24 protein-coding genes are annotated in these 19,705 nt (G+C 58.5%); 14 read left to right on the top strand and 10 right to left on the bottom strand.

Annotated elements, in window-relative coordinates:
• Positions 1-147: 147 nt before the first annotated feature.
• On the bottom strand, positions 148-492 hold the full coding sequence (locus QWI20_RS26435) for an antibiotic biosynthesis monooxygenase (RefSeq protein ID WP_369307912.1): 345 nt from the start codon (positions 490-492) through the stop codon (positions 148-150).
• A complete protein-coding gene (locus QWI20_RS26430) occupies positions 489-1,646 on the bottom strand; it encodes a cytochrome P450 (protein ID WP_369307911.1) in 1,158 nt (385 codons plus the stop codon). Before QWI20_RS26430 ends, QWI20_RS26435 begins: the two co-directional genes overlap by 4 nt.
• Before the next feature lie 75 nt (positions 1,647-1,721).
• Between QWI20_RS26430 and QWI20_RS26425 the strand changes: the two genes are divergently transcribed.
• Positions 1,722-2,435 (top strand): ArsR/SmtB family transcription factor, encoded by a 714-nt coding sequence (locus QWI20_RS26425; protein WP_369307910.1) that lies wholly within the window; start codon positions 1,722-1,724, stop codon positions 2,433-2,435.
• 13 nt (positions 2,436-2,448) lie between these two features.
• Here QWI20_RS26425 and QWI20_RS26420 read toward each other — a convergent pair whose 3' ends face one another.
• On the bottom strand, positions 2,449-3,738 hold the full coding sequence (locus QWI20_RS26420; protein ID WP_369307909.1) for a mechanosensitive ion channel family protein: 1,290 nt from the start codon (positions 3,736-3,738) through the stop codon (positions 2,449-2,451).
• A gap of 180 nt (positions 3,739-3,918) precedes the next feature.
• Between QWI20_RS26420 and QWI20_RS26415 the strand changes: the two genes are divergently transcribed.
• Positions 3,919-5,271 (top strand): DEAD/DEAH box helicase, encoded by a 1,353-nt coding sequence (locus QWI20_RS26415; RefSeq protein ID WP_192134008.1) that lies wholly within the window; start codon positions 3,919-3,921, stop codon positions 5,269-5,271.
• A 125-nt stretch (positions 5,272-5,396) separates the two neighbouring features.
• Positions 5,397-5,720 (top strand): transcriptional regulator, encoded by a 324-nt coding sequence (locus QWI20_RS26410; RefSeq protein WP_369307908.1) that lies wholly within the window; start codon positions 5,397-5,399, stop codon positions 5,718-5,720.
• Between the two features lie 17 nt (positions 5,721-5,737).
• Here QWI20_RS26410 and QWI20_RS26405 read toward each other — a convergent pair whose 3' ends face one another.
• The 4 genes from QWI20_RS26405 to QWI20_RS26390 all read right to left on the bottom strand — a co-directional run bounded on the left by QWI20_RS26405 (position 5,738) and on the right by QWI20_RS26390 (position 8,430).
• Positions 5,738-6,610: a DUF6279 family lipoprotein gene (locus QWI20_RS26405; RefSeq protein ID WP_369307907.1), complete on the bottom strand. Its 873-nt coding sequence runs from the start codon at positions 6,608-6,610 to the stop codon at positions 5,738-5,740.
• Between the two features lie 63 nt (positions 6,611-6,673).
• The gene (locus QWI20_RS26400) at positions 6,674-7,417 is read right to left on the bottom strand and encodes a TorF family putative porin (RefSeq protein WP_369307906.1); all 744 of its coding nucleotides are present in this window, start codon (positions 7,415-7,417) and stop codon (positions 6,674-6,676) included.
• A 161-nt stretch (positions 7,418-7,578) separates the two neighbouring features.
• The gene (locus QWI20_RS26395) at positions 7,579-8,064 is read right to left on the bottom strand and encodes a hypothetical protein (protein ID WP_369307905.1); all 486 of its coding nucleotides are present in this window, start codon (positions 8,062-8,064) and stop codon (positions 7,579-7,581) included.
• 186 nt (positions 8,065-8,250) lie between these two features.
• Positions 8,251-8,430 carry a hypothetical protein gene (locus QWI20_RS26390; protein WP_037012170.1) on the bottom strand — a complete coding sequence of 60 codons (180 nt, stop codon included), beginning with the start codon at positions 8,428-8,430 and terminating at the stop codon, positions 8,251-8,253.
• 383 nt (positions 8,431-8,813) lie between these two features.
• On the opposite strand from QWI20_RS26390, the gene QWI20_RS26385 reads away from it, so the two are divergent.
• The gene (locus QWI20_RS26385) at positions 8,814-9,650 is read left to right on the top strand and encodes a S1 RNA-binding domain-containing protein (RefSeq protein WP_192171524.1); all 837 of its coding nucleotides are present in this window, start codon (positions 8,814-8,816) and stop codon (positions 9,648-9,650) included.
• A 62-nt stretch (positions 9,651-9,712) separates the two neighbouring features.
• On the opposite strand, the gene QWI20_RS26380 is transcribed toward QWI20_RS26385, so the two are convergent.
• Entirely contained in the window at positions 9,713-10,093 is a 381-nt protein-coding gene (locus tag QWI20_RS26380; protein WP_369307904.1) for a hypothetical protein, read from the bottom strand.
• Positions 10,094-10,511: 418 nt separating this feature from the next.
• On the opposite strand from QWI20_RS26380, the gene QWI20_RS26375 reads away from it, so the two are divergent.
• From QWI20_RS26375 to def, 3 genes are all read left to right on the top strand, one after another.
• Positions 10,512-10,703, top strand: coding sequence for a CsbD family protein (locus QWI20_RS26375; RefSeq protein ID WP_192171522.1), 192 nt, complete (start codon positions 10,512-10,514; stop codon positions 10,701-10,703).
• A gap of 266 nt (positions 10,704-10,969) precedes the next feature.
• On the top strand, positions 10,970-11,968 hold the full coding sequence (locus tag QWI20_RS26370; RefSeq protein ID WP_192171521.1) for a YihY/virulence factor BrkB family protein: 999 nt from the start codon (positions 10,970-10,972) through the stop codon (positions 11,966-11,968).
• A 60-nt stretch (positions 11,969-12,028) separates the two neighbouring features.
• Positions 12,029-12,568 carry a peptide deformylase gene (gene def, locus QWI20_RS26365; RefSeq protein WP_192171520.1) on the top strand — a complete coding sequence of 180 codons (540 nt, stop codon included), beginning with the start codon at positions 12,029-12,031 and terminating at the stop codon, positions 12,566-12,568.
• A gap of 230 nt (positions 12,569-12,798) precedes the next feature.
• Here def and QWI20_RS26360 read toward each other — a convergent pair whose 3' ends face one another.
• Positions 12,799-13,629 (bottom strand): class I SAM-dependent methyltransferase, encoded by an 831-nt coding sequence (locus tag QWI20_RS26360; protein ID WP_369307903.1) that lies wholly within the window; start codon positions 13,627-13,629, stop codon positions 12,799-12,801.
• 111 nt (positions 13,630-13,740) lie between these two features.
• Complete coding sequence (locus QWI20_RS26355) at positions 13,741-14,157, bottom strand: GNAT family N-acetyltransferase (protein ID WP_369307902.1); 417 nt, start codon at positions 14,155-14,157, stop codon at positions 13,741-13,743.
• A 121-nt stretch (positions 14,158-14,278) separates the two neighbouring features.
• Between QWI20_RS26355 and QWI20_RS26350 the strand changes: the two genes are divergently transcribed.
• From QWI20_RS26350 to QWI20_RS26320, 7 genes are all read left to right on the top strand, one after another.
• Complete coding sequence (locus QWI20_RS26350) at positions 14,279-15,220, top strand: fatty acid desaturase (RefSeq protein ID WP_369307901.1); 942 nt, start codon at positions 14,279-14,281, stop codon at positions 15,218-15,220.
• Positions 15,221-15,235: 15 nt separating this feature from the next.
• The gene (locus QWI20_RS26345; protein ID WP_369307900.1) at positions 15,236-16,015 is read left to right on the top strand and encodes a phosphate/phosphite/phosphonate ABC transporter substrate-binding protein; all 780 of its coding nucleotides are present in this window, start codon (positions 15,236-15,238) and stop codon (positions 16,013-16,015) included.
• A gap of 117 nt (positions 16,016-16,132) precedes the next feature.
• Positions 16,133-16,642: a sigma-70 family RNA polymerase sigma factor gene (locus QWI20_RS26340; RefSeq protein WP_369307899.1), complete on the top strand. Its 510-nt coding sequence runs from the start codon at positions 16,133-16,135 to the stop codon at positions 16,640-16,642.
• A 73-nt stretch (positions 16,643-16,715) separates the two neighbouring features.
• Entirely contained in the window at positions 16,716-17,729 is a 1,014-nt protein-coding gene (locus QWI20_RS26335) for an ABC transporter substrate-binding protein (protein ID WP_369307898.1), read from the top strand.
• A 275-nt stretch (positions 17,730-18,004) separates the two neighbouring features.
• The gene (locus QWI20_RS26330) at positions 18,005-18,556 is read left to right on the top strand and encodes a GNAT family N-acetyltransferase (protein ID WP_369307897.1); all 552 of its coding nucleotides are present in this window, start codon (positions 18,005-18,007) and stop codon (positions 18,554-18,556) included.
• Positions 18,557-18,686: 130 nt separating this feature from the next.
• On the top strand, positions 18,687-19,205 hold the full coding sequence (locus QWI20_RS26325) for a hypothetical protein (RefSeq protein ID WP_369307895.1): 519 nt from the start codon (positions 18,687-18,689) through the stop codon (positions 19,203-19,205).
• A 59-nt stretch (positions 19,206-19,264) separates the two neighbouring features.
• Positions 19,265-19,702: a nucleoside deaminase gene (locus QWI20_RS26320; protein ID WP_369307894.1), complete on the top strand. Its 438-nt coding sequence runs from the start codon at positions 19,265-19,267 to the stop codon at positions 19,700-19,702.
• The last annotated feature ends 3 nt before the right edge of the window (positions 19,703-19,705 follow it).

The following is a 19,705-nucleotide window of genomic DNA, read 5'->3' as shown; positions in this document are numbered from 1 at the left end:
GGTCGAGCAACTGCTGCTGAATGGGCATAAAAAAAATCCGATGCCAGGGGGCTGACATCGGATTCTCTATAAAGCCCGGCTTGGACTCAAATGCTTAAGTGAACAGCATTACGGCAGACGCCGGGCTTTTTGTAGTTTTAATTTATTTTATTCATGAGCGCGTCTGCTATCACCCGGCGCTTGAGCACGATTCTCCAGACTGTAATCTCGCACCACTTCAGCAATGCGCAGGTGGTAATCATTGAATACTTGCCTACGCCCCGTAAGTTGCGCGGCACGATGCAACTCAAGGCCGCGCCACCGTTTAATGGCTTCCTCATCACGCCAAAATGACAGCGACAGAACTTTTCCTGGCTCACTGAGGCTCTGATAACGCTCTACGGAAATGAACCCATCCAAACCTTCCAGCAATGGCTTCAGTTCAGCCGCAAGATCAAGATACCGCTGGTATTGCTCCTCATGTGGCCACGCTTCAAAAATAACGGCGATCATTGTTGAGTCTCACGGCTGCGATGGAAATAAGGAATCCGAGCATTAAGCGAGGGCAAGTAGCGCCATTGATTAGCGCGGACAGCGGCTTTGGGCTGTCTACGCAACAGTTCTGAAACCGCTTCAGAGGCAATACGCAAAGCGAGTTGCTGGCCTGGGCATTCGTGTCTGCCTGAGCCAAAGCTGAATATTCGACGGTGTGGCCGTGTGAGCAAAAAGTTGTCGGGATCCGGGTTTGCGCAAGGATCCCTGTTCGCTGAAGCCAGTAACAAAAGAACCGTATCCCCGGCCTTCAGGACGCTGCCTTCGATAACACACTGCTCGGCAACGAACCGCCGGGTGTTTTGTATGGGGGAGTCGTGGCGCGCCGCCTCGGCTACCCACTCTGCAACACGCGCCGGTTGTTGAGGGGGTTCAAACAGGTCGGGGTTACGATGAATTGCTATGAGGGTGTTGCCGATCAAGCCTGTGGTGGCTTCGCAGGTCTGTGACAACAGGCCGATCAGATTAGCGATCAATGCGTCTCGATCTTTCCAGCCCGTCACGTCACATTCCCTCAACACGTGGCTCATGAAGCGACTTCTTTCATCCTCGCCAAGCAGCAACTCTGCGAACAGTTGACTCAACCGAGTCGCTCCGGCATCGGCCTCATCCAGCTTGGTCTTGTCGCTTAAGGGGGAAAGGCAGCCCACAAAATTCTGGGTCAGGGTCACAACTTCACGTAACTGGGTGAAAGGAACGCCCATCAAGGTTGCCATGACGGATACGGGCAACGTCCACATCAATTCATTGAGGGCGTCGACCGGAGCATTGAGGGACTCGAACACCTGCGACACAATTTCTGCGATGTTTTCGTCATGCACAGAAGCCAAAGCGGGCGCGATGGCCATTCTTGGACACTGGTGTTCAGCTCCCTCGTTCATGCGCATGAGCCGACCGAAAATACGACCCGCGGCGCCCTGTGCAATGGCGAGAGGAACCGGCTCATCAAGAGGACGGACTCGACAGTCCGAATGTTCCATAATGGCCTCTACGGCACTGGCATCACTGGCGATCCACATGCGTAGATCTGCGTCGAACAACAGCCCCTTTCGTTGCCTTAAACCTGCGTAATAAATATAAGGGTCGGCATGGCTGGCTGCTTCAAACGGCGTCATTTCTGAAAGTCCTGTTCACAAAGAACGGCTAATATCCGGCACTGCGCACGTTAACGATTCGTTCAGGAACGAAATATGGACTCCCCAGGCAATGACACCGCCATTTCAAGGGTCGCCGGCGCAATCGCCGAACCAGCAAGGACGAAGATGCTCTGTTCGTTGATGGATGGGCATGCACGTACCAGCACAGAAATGGCTGTCATCGGCGACGTAAGTGCCTCTACTGCAAGCGCGCATTTGGCGAGGCTCAAAGAGGACGGGCTGCTGAAGCTGCACACGCAGGGCAGGCATCGGTATTACAGTCTGGCGGACGCAGACGTGGCCAGAGCGATTGAGGCCCTCATGGTGATCAGTCAGAAGCCGGACACCCGGTTCGTCCCGAATACCCCGGGTCGACTGCAAATCGCACGCGCCTGTTATGACCACATGGCGGGTTCATTGGCCGTAAAACTGCACGATCGTTTCCTCGAGTCAGGCTTGCTGACCATGTCAGCCCCTGAAGACGGTAATTATCAACTCACTGTCAGCGGCGAAAAAGCGATGGCCGACCTGGGGCTTGATGTGGAGACCGTCAGGGCGCAGCGACGTCGCTTCGCCTGCTCATGCCTGGATTGGAGCATGCGCCGCCCGCATCTCGCCGGAGCACTGGGTGCTGCCTTCCTGCACATAGCGACCAGCCGCAAATGGGTTATTCAGGACCTCGACAGTAGGGCGCTGGCGTTGACGCCCAACGGAAGGAAAGAGTTCTCCGTTCGATTCGGGGTCAGCACTGAAAACGATCCGCCATAGCTGCACTTGGGCGTTAAGCGCTGCCCGGCTGGTGCAGACTTTGATTCGACGACACCTTCTCCAACCCAATCCGTAAATCCGCCCCACTGGGCTGTTGATAAACCCCCAGCCCAAACTCCGGCAGCACGGCCAGCAGGTAATCGAAGATATCCCCCTGAATGCGCTCGTAGTCACCCCAACTGGTGGTGCGGGTGAAGCAGTAGATTTCCAGCGGCACGCCTTGGGCCGTGGTTTCCATCTGGCGGACCATGCAGGTCATGTCCGGGTGGATGTCGGCGTGGCTCTTCAGGTAAGCCAGCGCGTAGGCGCGAAACGTGCCGATGTTGGTGATGCGACGGCGATTGGCTGACATTTCGGCGACGTTGCCTTGGGCTTGATTCCACGCCTTGAGCTCGGCTTTCTTGCGGCCCATGTAGTCGGTCAGCAGGCGGACCTGGGTCAGCTTCTGTTCTTCTTCATCGGAGACGAAGCGCACGCCGCTGGCATCGATGAACAGGCTGCGCTTGATTCTGCGTCCCCCGGATTGCTGCATCCCGCGCCAGTTCTTGAACGATTCGGACATCAGGCGCCAGGTCGGGATCGACACGATGGTCTTGTCGAAGTTCTGCACCTTGACGGTGTGCAGGGTGATGTCCACCACGTCGCCGTCGGCGCCGACCTGTGGCATTTCGATCCAGTCGCCGACGCGCAGCATGTCGTTGCTGGTCAGTTGCACGCTGGCGACGAAAGACAGCAGGGTGTCTTTGTAGACGAGCAGAATCACCGCTGACATCGCGCCGAGCCCGGAGAGCAGCAGCAACGGCGATCGATCAATCAACGTGGCAACGATGATGATCCCGGCGAACACGTACAGGATCATTTTCGTCAGCTGCACGTAGCCCTTGATCGAGCGGGTGCGGGCGTGTTCGGTGCGCGCGTAGATGTCCAGCAACGCGTTGAGCAGCGCGCCGACGGTGAGCATGAGAAAGAGGATGGTGAACGCCAGCGCGATGTTACCGAGCAAGTGATTGGCGGCAGTGCTGAGGTTCGGGACCAGGTTTAGCCCGAATTGAATCACCACCGAGGGCGTGACCTGGGCCAGTCGGTGGAAGACTTTGTTGTGCAGAAAGTCATTGAGCCAGAACAGCGACGGCTGGCGGCTCAGGGCTTTCATGGTGTAGAGGATCATCCACCGCGCCAGCCGCCCGAGCGCGAAAGCAGCGACGAGCAGCAACAGCAAGCCGGTGATCGTGCGCAGCATTGGCTGGTTTTCCAGCAGCGTCCAGATTTCCTGGGCGCGTAGCCAAAGCGAATGGGTGTCCATGGGCGCTGGATCTCCTGATCAAAAATGGGGGGCGCGATTAGAGCATTGTTGGGAAAGGGAAGGCAGCTTGGGCCAAATCCGGTAACAAAATAGGCCCTTTGAGCTAAAGAGACTCGGCGAATCGGGCTTAAACCGGTACCCTATGCGACTGTTTTTTTGTATTACGCCGAGGTAACACCCGTGTTCTCCCAATTCGCCCTGCACGAACGCCTGCTAAAAGCCGTGGCCGAACTCAATTTCGTCGAGCCTACGCCTGTGCAAACAGCGGCCATTCCGCTGGCGCTGGAAGGACACGATCTACGGGTGACGGCGCAGACCGGCAGTGGCAAGACTGCCGCATTCGTATTACCGATGCTCAATCGCCTGATGGGCCCGGCCAAGGTTCGCGTCGACATCCGCGCCGTGATCCTGCTCCCGACCCGCGAGCTGGCCCAGCAGACGCTCAAGGAAGTGGAGCGTTTCTCCCAGTTCACCTTCATCAAGGCCGGCCTGATCACCGGCGGCGAAGACTTCAAGGTCCAGGCCGCGATGCTGCGCAAAGTGCCGGACATCCTGATCGGTACGCCAGGCCGTCTGCTGGAGCAACTCAACGCGGGCAACCTCGACCTCAAGCAGGTTGAGCTGTTGGTTCTCGATGAAGCCGACCGCATGCTCGACATGGGTTTTGCCGAAGACGTCGAACGTCTGGCCGGCGAGTGTGCCAATCGTGAGCAGACCATGCTGTTCTCGGCCACCACCGGTGGTTCGGGCCTGCGCGAAATGATCGGCAAAGTCCTGAAAGACCCGCAGCACCTGCAGGTCAACAGTGTCAGCGAGCTGGCTCCGGGCACCCGTCAGCAGATCATCACCGCCGACCATAACGTGCACAAAGAGCAGGTCCTCAACTGGCTGCTGGCCAACGAGACCTACCAAAAAGCAATCATCTTCACCAACACGCGTGCCATGGCCGACCGCATTTACGGTCGTCTCGTGGCGCTCGAGTACAAGGCGTTCGTGCTGCACGGCGACAAAGACCAGAAGGATCGCAAGCTGGCGATCGACCGTCTGAAGCAGGGCGGCGTGAAGATCCTGGTGGCGACCGATGTCGCGGCCCGTGGTCTGGACGTCGACGGCCTGGACATGGTCATCAACTTCGACATGCCGCGCACGGGCGACGACTACGTTCACCGCATTGGCCGCACCGGGCGTGCCGGTGGCGAAGGTCTGGCGATCTCGCTGATCACCCACGGTGACTGGAACCTGATGTCCAGCATCGAGCGCTACCTGAAGCAGAAGTTCGAGCGACGCACGATCAAGGAAGTCAAAGGCACCTACACCGGGCCGAAGAAGGTCAAGGCGTCGGGCAAGGCCGTCGGCGTGAAGAAGAAAAAAACCGATGGCAAAGGTGACAAGAAGGGCGACAAAAAGAAAGCCGTCGCCAAAGGCCCGACCAAGCGCAAATCGGTAAATCGTCCGAAGGCGGAGCCTTTGGTCAGCCAGGACGGGATGGCGCCGCTGAAAAAGCGCGTCACGCGTCCGCCAGTCGCTGAATAGCCCCCTTCTGCCTCCCGGACAGCCCGCTGAACGGCTGGCCCTTCACTGGGTCACAACCACTGAGCATCAAGCCCGATGACCGGACGTCACGGGTATTGCCCTGTTGGCCCACTGGAGGTTGAAACATGTCTAAACGATACGACTGGGACCTGATCGAGCGTCTGTTGCACCACGTACAAAACAGCGTGGCAATCGAGGATGCGTCAGAAACGCATGCCGCAGAGTTGAGAGCGCTGTTGCTCGAACGCGGGTTCATTGCGACCCACATGAGCGGTGCAGGCGGGAATGGCGAAGGCGTTAGCCTCACCCCAAGAGGCGCGAGCTTGCTGGCGTTGATCGACAGCAGCATTCCCGGCAACGACCATCCGCGTCAGGTACTCGATGAGCAGGCCGATGCGCTGGATCCGGAGACCTTCGATGAGGTGGCGGCCAAGGCGCAAATCGCCTGATGCTGAAAGCGTCCTGATCAGGACGCTTTTTTCATGCTCTTGTAGCAACTCAAATCAGTGAAGTCCTTGCGCACATCGGCGATTTTCGCCAGCAACTTCTGCCGTTGCTCAGCCGTGCTCTGCGCCATCAGATCCGCAATCAGAGAAATCGCCGCCTGCTCGGTGTGATCGTATGTCGCGCGGTATTCGGGAGTCCAGAAGGTCTGGCGATCCTGCAACAGGCTGGCGATCTTCTGATCGAAATCGGCAGCATTGCGCTGCTTCACCGCCGCCAGCAGCAGTGACTGCCAGTGTGCGCGGTTGTCGATCCACAGCCGGTTCTGCTCGCCCAACGACGTCGACCACTGCATTACGCGGGCCTGCTGCGCGGCATTCAGCTTGCCCATCCAGGGCGTCAGACGTTTCTCCATGCGTTGAGCGCGTTCACTGATCTGCTTGTCCAGTGGCTGGTCGACGTACTCGTCCTCATGCTTGCGCAGGTCCTTGGCGAATGCGGCTTCCATCTCGGCCACCTGCTGATCGTCCAGCTGACGAAGCAGCTCGACCGCCGAGGGCGTGATTTCTTTGGAAAGGGTGGCGATGGCTTGCCGCGCTTCGGCGGTGCGTGCCTTGAGCTGCTCTTGATTGACCTGGTTGTTTTCGACCATCCCCTGTAGACGGTCCAGCCAGTCGAGGTAGCCGGGAATCTGAGTGGTGCAATGCCAGCTCAAGTGTTCTTTCAAACGCTCATCGAGCCAGTCTTTCTGCGAAGCGTTCATGTCCAGGTAGTCGTTGAGCGACCAGGGAATGATGAAGTCCAGATGCCGATACGTCAGACCGATCTGACTGCACCCCGCCAACAGCGTCAGGCTCAGCCACAGCGAAATAAAGGTCTTCAACACAATGCCCATGACAGCTCCTTGCCGGTTCGTCTCACCGTTATAGAGCAAGTCAGGTCATGGCGGTTCAACCCATCAGAAAAACGAGCGCACCACTTTGAGCGTAACGGTGCTTTCGCACTGGGTGTTGTGCCCGCTGTAAGCGCTGCAATCGGCGCCGGTCAGGCTCGACCCGCTGTACATCAGGTTCATGTCCATGCCCAGCAACGGGCGCGACACGTTGAAGGACCAGTCGCTGTAAGCGTTGACCACGCCGCCGCCGTCGATGATCGTGGGCGAATCGAGCTGGTGGTTGCCGTACTGCATGCGCAGGTCCAGGCCCAGCGGAATCATGCTGCCCAGGTCGAGAAACACGGTGCTGTCCTGACGACCGGCGTCGGTGCTGAAGGCGGTGCCGATGCGGCTGTCGAAAATACGGAAACCGGCATAAAGCTCGTGGCTGTCGAGCTGGTCGGTGTTCGGATAGCTGTAGCGAATGACGCCAAGCTCGTAACCGAGGGTTTTGTCGAAGGGCTTCTTGAACCCCATATAGGAGTCAACTTCCAGCGCGGTGTCAGGTGTCAGCCCTGCGCTGGGGGACCATTGGCCGAAGTAGAACCCGCTGTCGTGGGTCAGGTCGAGTCCGCCATGGAACTTCGAATCCGCACCGCTCGGCGTCACCAGGCCCTGGGCCATGGTGCGGCTGGGCGTCGTGCCGAGCTTCAGGCTGAAGTCGCCCAGTTCCCGCTCGATGACCTGGGCGCTGGCGGCGTGATGCATGAGGGCGGCGCAGGTAAACACCGCACCGGTCCAACGGTTGAAACAGCGAGCATAAGGCATGCTTCACTCCTTTCAGGTTTCAGAGGAGTGGGTCGAAGGTTTCTGTCCGAAAGCCGAATGGCCTGGCGAGAACCGCGAGCTAGAGCGCCCCAAGGATACCGCCGATTGGCGCTGTCTCACGACCATTGGTCGATTCGAGACAGATGCGCAGCGTTTTAAGATCAGTTCGCGGGGGAAATCAGCTGATTGACGACGATCAACGCTTGAGGAAAAGACGGATAACCGCTGGTGGCTACGTCCAGTTTTTCGTACTGGGTGCGGTACTTCTGTGCCTTGTCGTGGTTTTCCACCCCGGCTCGTTGAGCGAGTAGCGCGATGGCCAGCGGGTAGTTGCGATCTGCAGAATCATTGAGCCTGGCATCGATCAGCTTCGGGTCGGCGTTCTGGCGCAGAAGCAGAATGGCCTGATAAAACCTGGCTTCGCCGGTCGTGTCTTCGCGTGCTGCCCGTTCAAGAAGCGCGCTGGCGAGTTCGTCGTTTTCGGCGCGGCGCTCGTTGATCAGCAGCTTGGCCTGGAGCATGTCGTTCTGGTACAGCAGATAGTCGGCGCGGCATGGGCTGTCTGCCACCGAGGTGTCACATCCGTGGGTCGCACAGCCGGTGAGCCCGAGGCTGAGCAGAGCGCCAATGATCATCCGTTTGTTCATATCGGTTTCCGCAGAGACGTCAGCAGATCAGGGCATCGTCCGCTCTTTTCCATGACCCATGGGTGACAGCACTGAGGAACAGTCATGTGACGAGAGTAAAGCAGAGCTTTGTACAGCGAGAGAGCGATAGACCTGGCGCTTTGTGATCAAAGCGCCTGGATGTCGACCGCGGAGGCGGGAGAAAATTTACTTTTTGCCGAGGGAGATCTGTTTGGATGGGCCGAAGGTCTGGCCGCTGACACCTTTGGCGATCTGTTGGATCTCGCCACCGGATTTCAGGAAAGCTGCAATTTGTGCGTTGATCGAATCGCTGGTCTCAACGGCAGGAGCTGGCTTGGCTTTCGAATTGGATGCTTTTACACGCATGGCTGCTATTGACCTATATAAATTTAATACGGCCGGCCATCCTATCGGAATTGACCGGAAATTGCTTGGGTATTATCGGACGGGGGGAGGCGTGACGGTCGCAAGGATGAGCGCAATTATTTTCCGAAAGCAGCGGCTAAATGACTGTTTTAATTGCGATGTTTCATCTGGCATTCCGTCAATTACACCCGGCGTTCAAGGCGGCGGACCGGCTCGACGACCTGACGAATGGCTTAAGCTCGGCACCGCCTGCGTTGCGCGGTTCATCAACGCGTTGATTTCCTGAGCGGCGATGCCGACGGCAGATGTCGATCCGAAATGGCCACCGGAATGCCCGCCCGAATTCGGGTAGAATGCCGCCCACGTAACGAGGGTATCTGGACATGGCTTTAGTCGGGCGCTACAACAGTTTGCAAGTGGTTAAACACACTAACTTCGGTTTATATCTGGACGGGGCACAAGACGGCGAAATTTTGCTGCCCAACCGATATATCCCCAAAGATATTCCCAGCGAAGATGAAGACTGGCTCAACGTCTTTATTTATCTGGACAGCGATGACAAGTTAATCGCCACCACCGAGAAACCCAAGGTTCAAGTGGGTGAATTTGCCAGCCTCAAAGTGGTTGAAGTCAACAGCATTGGTATCTTTCTGGATTGGGGGCTGCCCAAGGATTTGCTGCTGCCGTACTCGGAAGAGAAGCAGCCGTTGAAAGCCGGTGATTACTGCGTGGTGCATGTCTACCTCGACAAACACACGCGCCGCATCACCGCGACCACCCGTCTGGATCGTTATCTGGACAAGGTGCCGGCCAACTACACCGTCGGGCAGGAAGTGGACTTGCTGGTGGCGGAAGAAACCGCGATGGGTTTCAAGGCAATTATCAACAACAAGCACTGGGGCCTGATTCACAAGAACGAGGTGTTCAAGTTCCTGCGTTCGGGCAAACAGGAAAAAGGCTTCATCAAGGAAGTGCGCAGCGACGGCAACATCAGCCTGAGCCTGCAACCGGTGGGCGAACAGCTTGCCAGCAGCCTCAACGCGCAGATCCTCGGCAAGTTGCGTGACAACAACGGCGTATTGCCCGTCAGCGACAAGAGCGATCCGCAGGTCATCAGCAACCTGTTCGGCGTCAGCAAAGGCAACTTCAAGAAAGCGATCGGCGCACTGTACAAACAGGGCCAGATCGTCATTCACGCCGACCGTATCGAACTGGTCTGACGTGATACTCGGCTGCAGCGCCGGATAACCCGCGCTGCGGTCGTCTGATCAGTCTAGTCAGATTACTTCTGTACGAAACTGGCGAAGCTCAGGTTTGCGCCGTTCGGGCGCATTTCCTTCAAGTACGAATCCTTGTCAGCCGAGAGCTCCAGGCTCACGGTGGACTTGCGCTTGCCTTCATTGCGAACCACCACCGCGTCTTTCTGATCGCGCAGGAACTTGGTGGTCACCTTCAGGTGAATCAACTCATCCGTGCTCGGCGTGTGCAACAGCAGATGCAGCCACTCGTACTGACCCACCGCCAGACGGCTCATGGGCAAATCAAACCACCAGATATTGCGCTTGGGGTCGAGCACGGCGAAGTGCGTGTTATTGGTGCCGAGCACGGCGCCGCCGAGCTGTTCATTACGGCGCGCAATGGCCTGCTGCTTATCGAGTTTCATAACATTCCTGGATCACGGTCTCGTCAACCTGGCCCGACGCCCTGAGCGCCGCCGGTTCGGTCGCGCATTCTCCGGGGTTCTCGGGGAAACATAAAGGCAAAATTGGCTGGCGCGATTCCCTGTCGAATGTCAGCGTCTGGACGGGCCTCTTCCCGGCTAAAGCCGGTCCCACTAAACGCAGCGCGTGCCGTCAGTGCGACCGGCGGCGTCTCGCGTAGGACCGGCTTCAGCCGGGAAGCTTTTGATGTGCCTGCCGCTAGCTCTCAGGATGGATTTCGATCCCTCCAGGCGCATGGAAAACCCAGGCTCAAGGCGCCATTTCAATCCATTCGCGAAATAATTGAACCTCTGATTCACCGCTCCGGTCAGTTCTAGTGTCGAGGTAATGACAACCTATTCTCACCCTGGAGTTAACCCTATGAGCAGCACCGGCGATAAAGTCAAAGGCTTGGCCAACGAAGCAGTAGGCAATGTCAAGCAGGGCGTCGGCAAAGTCACCGACAACGATAAACTGCGTGCCGAAGGCAAAGCGCAGGAAATCAAAGGCGAAGCGCAACAAACCGTTGGCGACGCAAAAGACGCTGTGAAAAAAGGCGTCGACAAGGTCTAAATCCCTTGCGCCCGGGGCTGCCATGCTCCCGGCGACCTGATTTGCATCACCGTAACGGCCATCCTTCGATGGCCGTTATCGTTTGCGCCTCGACCGCCTGAAACATATCAAATGTAGCCAATATCCCGGGCACCCTGTAAAAAGCCAGCCCGTTCGGGCAACTGACGGAATTTCAACGCAATTGCCCGCTCGTATGCATACCGCTTGTAGAAACGCCTGAATCAATAACCGTGCTTCGGCTACATCTGTGTCGCGAAGGAGACGCCATGATATTCCCGGACTTGCGCCAGCTCAGCATCAAGACAGTGTTGGTCAGAACGGTCAAAGAGTTTCTCGATGACGAGATGTCGACCTACGCCTCGGCACTGGCCTACCAGATGCTGTTTTCGCTGTTCCCGTTCCTGCTCTTCCTCATTGCCCTGATCGGTTTCCTGCACCTGCCGGACTTTTTCAGCTGGTTGCGGCTGCAATCCGAACTGGTTCTGCCGCCCCAGGCCCTCGACCAGGTCAATCCGGTTATTGACCAGTTGCAACAATCCAAGGGCGGCTTGCTGTCGATCGGTATCGTCATCGCACTCTGGACAGCCTCGGCTGGCGTGCGCCTGATGATGAGCGCCATGAATGCCGCCTATGACGTAGTCGAAGCGCGCCCGGCCTGGAAACGCATTCCGCTGTCGGTGTTCTACACCATCGGTATCGCCGGCATGCTGCTTACGGTTGCCGCGCTGATGGTCACCGGCCCGGTGGTCATGAATTGGCTCGCCGCGCAGATTGGCATGGAAGATTTCATCGTCACGTTGTGGACGGTTCTGCGCTGGCCGCTGATCATCATCCTGCTGATGGTCGCGGTGGCAATCATGTACTACGTAATGCCCGACGTTAAACAGAGCTTCCGCTTCATCACGCCGGGCTCAGTGCTTGCGGTCGTGGTGTGGATCGTTGCTTCTCTGGGCTTTGCCTACTACGTGAAAACCTTCGCCGACTACAACGCCATGTACGGCAGCATCGGCGCGATCATCGTGCTGTTGCTGTATTTCTACATCTCGGCAGCGGTGTTGTTGCTGGGCGCCGAGATGAACGCGGTCATCGAGCACATGTCAGCCGAGGGCAAAGAGAAGGGCGAGAAGGAAGAAGGTGAACGCGATGGCACGGCCGATTTTAATACGGTGCACCTCAAGCAGCACGTTTCGGGTCTCGGCCGCGATCACAGCCATGACCACGATTACACCCCAACGCCGCCGGTGCTGAAGACCGACAAATTCTGATCACGCTCTAGGTAGACGGCGCCCTCTTGTGGCGCCTCTGCCCGTTGCAGAGGGCCCGCAATGATTCGCGAAATTCTGAAAATGGGCGACGAGCGCTTGCTGCGCATCGCACCACCTGTCCCCGAGTCGATGTTCGGTTCGCAAGAGCTGAAGACTCTCATCGAGGACATGTTCGAGACCATGGAAAGCGTCGGCGGTGTCGGCCTGGCTGCGCCGCAGATTGGCATTGATCTGCAACTGGTGATCTTCGGTTTCGAGAGCAGCGATCGTTATCCGGATGCGGAAGCCGTTCCCCAGACCATCCTGCTCAATCCGCTGATTACGCCGCTTGAGCAAACCCTGGAAGAGGGCTGGGAAGGCTGTCTGTCCGTGCCGGGCCTGCGCGGTGTGGTTGATCGCTACGAGCACATCCGCTACGAAGGTTTTGATCCCGACGGCAAGCTTATTCAACGTGAAGCCCGCGGTTTTCATGCGCGGGTCGTCCAGCATGAATGCGATCACCTGATCGGCCGGTTGTACCCGTCACGCATCACCGACTTCAGCCGCTTCGGCTTCATCGAAGTGCTGTTCCCGGGGATGGACCCGAATGCGGACGAATAACGGCTTCGTTGTGCAACGAAACTTGTCGGCATATGAGTAGCCCTGTGGGAGTGAGCTTGCTCGCGAAGAGGCAGGTACATCCGCTAAACATTAGGCGGTTGAGCCACCGCTTTCGTGAGCAAGCTCACTCCCACAAGTTTTGCAGCGGCATCGTAAACAACTTCGCTCCCACAGGCTTTTCAGCGTTATCAAGGGCGAACCCATTCCGCTGAGACTCTCTGCAGCTCATATTATTTAGCTGGCTTGATGAACCGCAGGGTCATGCGGTCGGACTCGCCGATTGCCAGATACTTCGCCTTGTCCTGCTCACCCTTGACCAGCGCCGGCGGCAGTGTCCAGACGCCGTCGGGGTAGTCCTTGGTGTCCTTTGGGTTGGCGTTGATTTCGTTCTCGCCAGCCAGCTTGAAACCCGCCTGCTGCGCCAGTTTCACTACGTAGTCCGTCGGCAGGTAGCCGTTCTTTTCGTTGTCTTTGGCGGTGGTGCCGGGTTTGGCCCGGTGGTCGACCACGCCGAGCGTCCCGCCCGGTTTCAATACCTCGTAAAACGCTTTGAATGTCGCCGCTTCGTTGCCGGCGTCGACCCAGTTGTGCACGTTGCGGAAGGTCAGCACGGTGTCGGCCGAGCCTGGCGTGCCGAAGACCGGCGCCTGGGGCGCGTAGGCCACGACCTCGACCTTGCCGTAATGGGCAGGGTCAGCGGCGTATTTCTGCTTCAGGCTGTCGGCGGATTTCTTCGCGTAATCGCTGATGGCGGGGTCGACGATTGCGGCCACGTAATGGCCGTTATCTTTGAGCAGCGGCGCCAACAGTTCGCTGTACCAGCCATTGCCCGGCGTGATTTCAATGACCGTCTGATCAGGGCGCAGGCCGAAGAATTTCAGCGTTTGCTCGGGGTGACGGTATTGATCGCGGGCCGCATTCTGCGGCACTCGCCAGTCGCCACTCAGCAGGGTCGCGAATTGCTCGTGGCTGACGGTGGATTCGGGCGCAGCACTCGCCGCCACTGCCAAGCCCGTCGCCGAAAGTGCCGCGAGTGAGAAAACCATAAGCGCCGGATTCATATGCGTCCTGCTTGATCAAGAAATGTTCGGCGAGGCTAGCACGCAAGGCCGGTCACTCGATGGCACGTTTGGTTTGGTCCACCGCAGGAAAGGTTCTAAGCCGCTATTGCGTTACGGGCCAGTCAAATGAGCCAGTGCCACCAATCGCTTGGTCTGGCGATAACGCTCCAGGCGCGAGGCCAATTCCTGGGGCAGCTGCAATGTTTCTACGAAACCGAGTCGCTGATAAAAGCCGCTCAGCCCAGGCTCACAGAACAACCAGACATTTCCCTCAACCGAACTCAGCGCTGCCGCAATCAGCCCCGCCGCGACACCCCGACCGCGCTCGGCCGGCGCAACAAACAGCCCGGTCAACCAGTGCCCGCCAGCGACCGGCGTCAGGCACAGAGCGCCAACAATGTCCGGCTGGCGCGCCACCCAGACCTGCGCCTCGCCCTTGGCGCGCATGGGCGAGCGATGGGCGCGGTAGAACTTCTCCAGCAACGGTCGCTGCACATCGGGTAGGGGCAAAAAGTGGAGGTCAGGCATGGGCTGCGAGCATCGGATCAAGAGGTGCGAGCGCATCGTTCTACCGTCATAACCAATCGATCTACAAGTTTTTCCTGCGTCGTTGCACAACCGGTTATCAGCCCGAATGCAGGAACCGGCAATGCCCCACTACCTGGACGACGCGCAGCGCGAAGAGATCAAGCGACTGCGCGCAAGCTTTATGGGCCGCACGGAATGGCCGACCTGGTTGCTGCTGATCGGTGTGTACGCAGGCTGGCCGACATCGATGCTTGCCAGTCCGCACCTGGGCGTGTGGCCGACGACGCTGTTGATGATCCCGCTGCTGGTGCTGTGGATGTCGGTGCAACATGAGGTGCTCCATGGCCATCCGACCCGTTCGTTGCGATTGAACAAGGTGCTCGGTTACGCGCCGTTTGCGGTGTGGTACCCGTACACCCTGTATCGCGACACCCATATGCAGCACCACTGCGACGAAGACCTGACCGTGCCCGGTCGTGACCCGGAGAGCCGCTACCTGAGCCGGTCGCACTGGAAGAAGACTGGCACAGTGATGCGTTTCTTGCGCTGGCTCGACAAAACCCCGCCGGGGCGTCTGATGTTTGGCGTACCGTTGGCGCTGAGCAGTCTGATCGTTGGCGAAACCCGGCGATTGCTGCGTGGCGAGCGCCAGGCCTGGGCGATGTGGTCGACCCATGGTGGAGTGCTGGTGCTGATGTTTTTGTTCATCGAGCATTACAGCGCGATCTCGGCCTTGCATTACGTGCTCTTGTGCAGCGTCCCGGCGCTGGCGGTGTCGATGGTTCGCTCCTATTACGAGCATCGCCCGGGCGAGCAACCCCAGGAGCGCACCGTGATCAACGAGGCCTCGTGGCCGTGGGCCTGGCTGTTTCTGAATCTGAATCTGCACCTCGTGCACCACGACTTGCCAGGCTTGTCGTGGTATCACATGCCCGTCGTGTATTGGGCGCGACGCGAGGAGTGGCTGGCACGCAGCGGCGGGTTTTTGGTGGCTGGTTACGCGGAACTCTTTCGTCGGCATAGCTTCAATCCTATCGACAGCCCGCAACATCCCTACGTCTGATCAGGAATTTCGAACATGCCCCAAGGCTTCGCCAAACTGTTGATGTACGTCGCGCCGCCACGCATTGGGCTCGCGCAGGAGCAGTGGCTGAACCGCGTGCTGGAAATCCTTGGTGTGCAGCGTCTCGATGCTGCGGATCTGGATCTGAAAGCGCTATGGCTGTCGCCGCACTTGCTGCTGACGCAAACCTGCGGCTATCCGTTGATGACTGAATTGCGGGGCAAGGTCCAGGTGGTCGGGCGTCCTGTGTATCAATTGCCGCACAGCTCGGACGGCCGTCATTGCAGCCTTTTGATTGCCCGCCAGGACGATCCGCGTGAGGCGCTGGTCGAGTTCAGGGGCAGTCATGGCCTGCTCAATTCACGGGATTCCAATTCGGGCATGAACCTGTTCCGCCACGCCTTGGCGCCGCATCAACAGGATGGCAGGTTCTTCGCTGACATCACGCTCACCGGCGGTCATCGCGCCAGCCTTGCTGCGATCAAAGCGGGCAATGGTGATCTGGCGGCTATCGACAGCGTGACCTTCGACTACCTGGCCCGCGACGCCAGCGAGGAGGTCGCCGGTGTGAAAGTGATTGCTCGTACGGCGGAGGGACCGTGCCTGCCCTACATCACCCGCCTCGGCGCCGATGCCGATATCATTCGAGCGGCGATGAATCAGGCGCTGAACGAACTCCCCGATGTCGCCCATGTGTTGGCGATCAGCGAAGTGCTGCTGGCGAGCGAGGCGGATTACCAGGTGCTGCTCGACTACCAGCAGCAGGCTGTATCCCTGGGGTTGCCGTTGCTTTAGTTATTCCGTGATGATCTATAAAGATCACTTTTAAGTATTTTTACTGCATAACCGCGCTTGCTAGCATGGCCTCTCGGAAAGTCCCGATGATAAAAATTTCAGGGCAGGGGATGTCTTATGGCTGGCGCCGACGTTATGCATCGCCACTACCTCAGCGAACTCTTTGTGCAGCACCACGCGTGGCTTTGCCTGCGCTTGCGTCGGCTGCTCGACTCCGAGCAGAGCGCCGAAGACGTCGCGTCCGAAACCTTTCTGCAATTGCTGGCCTCGCCCAACGTTGTGCCGATTCGCGACCCGCGGGCGCTGCTGACTACCATCGCCCAGCGACTGGTGTATGAGCGCTGGCGGCGGCGTGATCAGGAGCGCGATTATCTGGAAGGATTGGCCCTGGAAGACGCTGTTCCTTTTGCGTCCGCCGAAAGCCACGCCGCTACGCTGCAAATCCTCGACCGTCTGGATCGACGCCTTGACCGCCTGCCTGCAAAGATCAAATCAACCTTTGTGCTCTCTCGCCGCGGCGGTCTGACCTATCCTGAAATCGCCGAGCGTCTGGGCATTTCGCAGCGTTCGGTGAGCGACTACATGGATAAGGCTGAAACCTGTTGCCGCCGCGCTTGTCTGGAATAAAGCGTGTGCTGTGCCCGGCCAACTGTGCCACACCGATTGAGCTCCTCCCATCCCCGAGCGACGAGAGACATTCATGACACCAATCAAAAAACTGCTGGGCGGCTCGCTGCTGGCACTGTCTGCCCTGACGGGCTCGGCGTACGGCGCAGAAAAAACCGCGCCGATTCATTTCGGTGACATCACCTGGGAGAGCGGCAGCCTGATCACTGAAATCCTGCGCACCATCGTGGAAAAAGGCTACGGCTATCCCACCGACAAGCTGCCCGGCAGCACGGTGAGTCTGGAAGCGGCACTGGCGAAGAACGACATTCAGGTGATCGGCGAAGAGTGGGCCGGACGCAGCCCTGCGTGGGTCAAGGCGGAGGCTGTAGGCAAGGTCCACGGCCTGGGTAATATCGTCAAAGGCGCAACCGAAGGCTGGTGGGTGCCGGAGTTCGTCATCAAGGGCGACCCGGAACGCGGCATCAAACCGCTGGCGCCGGACCTGAAATCGGTAGCCGACCTGCCCAAATACAAAGACGTGTTCAAGGACCCGGAATCCCCGGACAAGGGCCGTTTCCTCAACAGCCCGACCGGCTGGACGTCCGAGATCGTCAACACCCAGAAGCTCAAGGCCTACAAGCTCAACGACAGCTACGTGAACTTCCGCACCGGTTCGGGCGCGGCACTGGATGCTGAAGTCGCATCGTCCATCCGTCGCGGCAAGCCGGTGTTGTTCTACTACTGGTCGCCGACGCCGCTGCTGGGCCGGTTCAAGTTGATCAAGCTGGAAGAGCCGCCGTTCAACGAAGCCGCCTGGAAAACCCTCGCCGACGCCAGCAATCCTAACCCGATCGGCTCCAGCTCCCTTGCTGCGCACCTGGCCATTGGCGTGTCTGAACCGTTCCGTCAGCAGTACCCGGATCTGGTGAGCTTCTTCGAGAAAGTGGACCTGCCCATCGACCAGTTGAACAAAACCTTGGGCGAGATGAGCGAGAAGCGTCAGGAACCGAGTGTCGTAGCCAAGAGTTTCCTGAAGGATCACCCGGAAGTCTGGACCGCCTGGGTGCCAGCGGAGGTTGCCAGCAAGGTGAAGGCGGGTCTGTAAGCGCTTTCTTTTCAGACCGTGGGACAAGTGGACTACCACTTGGCCAACAGGCTACCTTTTGGTGTAGGAGTGAGCTTGCTCGCGAAGAGGACGGAACATTCGCTGAATCTACAGTGGCTGTACTGACGTCTTCGCGAGCAAGCTCACTCCTACAGTGATCGCGTTCACATTACCCCCCACGCAATCATTACCGCGGCCGACAACCCTGACTGGCGATGATGCTTGCCATGCGCCAATCTCAAGGCTTGTAACGATCCGCTCGCGAGCCCGCGATCATGAACACTTTATTTACCCTCCTGCACACCGAACGCCTGATCCTGCGCGAACTCACCCCGTACGACACCCCGACGCTGGCGCAAATCCTGGGCGATGCCGAGGTGATGCGGCATTCGGTGGCGGGGGTGTTATCGGAAAAGGCGACTGGCGAGTTCATTGACTGGTGCCGAATTTCCTACCGTGAACGTGGCTTTGGTCCGTGGGCGGTGGTGGAGAAATCCACCTCAACCCTCGCCGGCTTCTGTGGTCTCAACGCCGAGCTGGTGGATGAGCAGCACGAGATCGAGATTGGTTACCGGCTCGCAACCGGGTTCTGGGGGAAGGGTTTGGGCACCGAAGCAGCGCGCGGTGCTCTGGCTTATGGCTTTGAACAGCTGGGCTTGTCGTCGCTGATCGCCATCGTCCAGCCGACTAATTTTGCGTCGGTCAATGTGATCAAGAAACTCGGATTCGGCGGGTTCGTCCACAGCCAGTATCACCGACAGGGCGTGAGGATTTACCGCATGACCGCACAGCAATGGGCCCTGGGTCGCTCAGCAGAATTGGCTTGAGACCTTCCCGGCTAAAGCCAGTCCTACACGTTTCCCTGCGCAGCCGGGATGGATATCTGGCCCCTCAACTGTTAGCGTCCCGCTGACAATCAAAGCGTTGATCACCGATAAAAAGTCGCCGGGAGAGGACATGGGATATTGCAGATCGACAGCGTTGACGATGATGAAGGCGTCACTCGGCCTGACGTTGATGGGCCTGATGGCGCTGCAGAACGTGACACTGGCCGGCGAAACCGCACCTGCTCCCGTGGCCGGGGATTCCGCGCTGACCTTCGTGCAGGATAAGCATCTGGGCGAAAGCCTGGGCTGGCTGGGTTACCAAGTCGCTTCCCACACGGTGACCTTCGCCACGATCGTCGAGACCGTCGGCCGCACCAAGGCCCAGGAAATCGTGCAGGACGAACTGCAAAGCCTGCAGCCGCAGTATCAGCAGGAATGGGACCGCAACCTCGCCGCCGCTTATGCCGCATCGTTCAGCCCCGAAGAGCTGAAGGCACTGGACGCCGCAGACCCCGCGCCTGATGTCGCCAACAAATTTCGCAACAAGCAGCGCGACGTTGGCGCTGACATGAAGGACCGCTCCAGCGAGCTGCTCAAGGTTTACGTGTCCACCGCGCTGGACAACGCGCTGAAAAAAGCCAAGCCTTGAGCGCGCGCTTGTTCTACAGCGTTTTTTCGATCATCCCCCGTCACGAAGAAGGAGAGACCATGGACCCATTCATGCAAGCGGCCATCGATGAAGCGCAGAAGGGCCTGGACGAAGGTGGTATTCCCATCGGCTCGGTCATCGTCCACGACGACAAGATCATCGGCCGTGGCCACAATCGTCGGGTCCAGGAAGGCAGCGCCATCAAGCACGGCGAAATGGCCGCCTTCGAAAACGCCGGCCGCCAGCCCGCCCGCGTCTACCGCGAAGCCACGCTCTATACCACCCTGTCGCCCTGCGCGATGTGCAGCGGCGCGATCCTGCTGTATGGCATCCGCAAAATCATCGTCGGCGAACACGAGACGTTCCTGGGTGAAGAAGAGCTGCTCAAGTCACGTGGCGTGGAAGTAAACGTGCTGCACGATCAGACGTGTGTGGGACTGATGAAGCAGTTCATTGCCGACAAGCCTGAACTGTGGAATGAGGACATCGGCGAGTAGTCA

This window comes from Pseudomonas sp. W2-17, assembly GCF_041060445.1.
In the GTDB taxonomy this organism is placed as follows: domain Bacteria; phylum Pseudomonadota; class Gammaproteobacteria; order Pseudomonadales; family Pseudomonadaceae; genus Aquipseudomonas.
Note: the sequence above shows the minus strand (reverse complement) of the source record. Positions and strands in the feature narration are given on the sequence as shown.

Excerpts from the sequence above, each read along its gene's own strand:
- QWI20_RS26360 (WP_369307903.1), bottom strand. The coding sequence starts at position 13,629 with ATGAATCCGGCGCTTATGGTTTTCTCACTCGCGGCACTTTCGGCGACG.
- QWI20_RS26345 (WP_369307900.1), top strand. The coding sequence starts at position 15,236 with ATGCCCCAAGGCTTCGCCAAACTGTTGATGTACGTCGCGCCGCCACGC.
- QWI20_RS26435 (WP_369307912.1), bottom strand. The coding sequence starts at position 492 with ATGATCGCCGTTATTTTTGAAGCGTGGCCACATGAGGAGCAATACCAG.
- QWI20_RS26340 (WP_369307899.1), top strand. The coding sequence starts at position 16,133 with ATGGCTGGCGCCGACGTTATGCATCGCCACTACCTCAGCGAACTCTTT.
- QWI20_RS26350 (WP_369307901.1), top strand. The coding sequence starts at position 14,279 with ATGCCCCACTACCTGGACGACGCGCAGCGCGAAGAGATCAAGCGACTG.
- QWI20_RS26400 (WP_369307906.1), bottom strand. The coding sequence starts at position 7,417 with ATGCCTTATGCTCGCTGTTTCAACCGTTGGACCGGTGCGGTGTTTACC.
- QWI20_RS26330 (WP_369307897.1), top strand. The coding sequence starts at position 18,005 with ATGAACACTTTATTTACCCTCCTGCACACCGAACGCCTGATCCTGCGC.
- QWI20_RS26380 (WP_369307904.1), bottom strand. The coding sequence starts at position 10,093 with ATGAAACTCGATAAGCAGCAGGCCATTGCGCGCCGTAATGAACAGCTC.
- QWI20_RS26335 (WP_369307898.1), top strand. The coding sequence starts at position 16,716 with ATGACACCAATCAAAAAACTGCTGGGCGGCTCGCTGCTGGCACTGTCT.
- QWI20_RS26320 (WP_369307894.1), top strand. The coding sequence starts at position 19,265 with ATGGACCCATTCATGCAAGCGGCCATCGATGAAGCGCAGAAGGGCCTG.
- QWI20_RS26420 (WP_369307909.1), bottom strand. The coding sequence starts at position 3,738 with ATGGACACCCATTCGCTTTGGCTACGCGCCCAGGAAATCTGGACGCTG.
- QWI20_RS26405 (WP_369307907.1), bottom strand. The coding sequence starts at position 6,610 with ATGGGCATTGTGTTGAAGACCTTTATTTCGCTGTGGCTGAGCCTGACG.
- QWI20_RS26325 (WP_369307895.1), top strand. The coding sequence starts at position 18,687 with ATGGGATATTGCAGATCGACAGCGTTGACGATGATGAAGGCGTCACTC.
- QWI20_RS26425 (WP_369307910.1), top strand. The coding sequence starts at position 1,722 with ATGGACTCCCCAGGCAATGACACCGCCATTTCAAGGGTCGCCGGCGCA.
- QWI20_RS26430 (WP_369307911.1), bottom strand. The coding sequence starts at position 1,646 with ATGACGCCGTTTGAAGCAGCCAGCCATGCCGACCCTTATATTTATTAC.
- QWI20_RS26375 (WP_192171522.1), top strand. The coding sequence starts at position 10,512 with ATGAGCAGCACCGGCGATAAAGTCAAAGGCTTGGCCAACGAAGCAGTA.
- QWI20_RS26385 (WP_192171524.1), top strand. The coding sequence starts at position 8,814 with ATGGCTTTAGTCGGGCGCTACAACAGTTTGCAAGTGGTTAAACACACT.
- QWI20_RS26390 (WP_037012170.1), bottom strand. The coding sequence starts at position 8,430 with ATGCGTGTAAAAGCATCCAATTCGAAAGCCAAGCCAGCTCCTGCCGTT.
- QWI20_RS26355 (WP_369307902.1), bottom strand. The coding sequence starts at position 14,157 with ATGCCTGACCTCCACTTTTTGCCCCTACCCGATGTGCAGCGACCGTTG.
- QWI20_RS26370 (WP_192171521.1), top strand. The coding sequence starts at position 10,970 with ATGATATTCCCGGACTTGCGCCAGCTCAGCATCAAGACAGTGTTGGTC.
- QWI20_RS26410 (WP_369307908.1), top strand. The coding sequence starts at position 5,397 with ATGTCTAAACGATACGACTGGGACCTGATCGAGCGTCTGTTGCACCAC.
- def (WP_192171520.1), top strand. The coding sequence starts at position 12,029 with ATGATTCGCGAAATTCTGAAAATGGGCGACGAGCGCTTGCTGCGCATC.
- QWI20_RS26395 (WP_369307905.1), bottom strand. The coding sequence starts at position 8,064 with ATGAACAAACGGATGATCATTGGCGCTCTGCTCAGCCTCGGGCTCACC.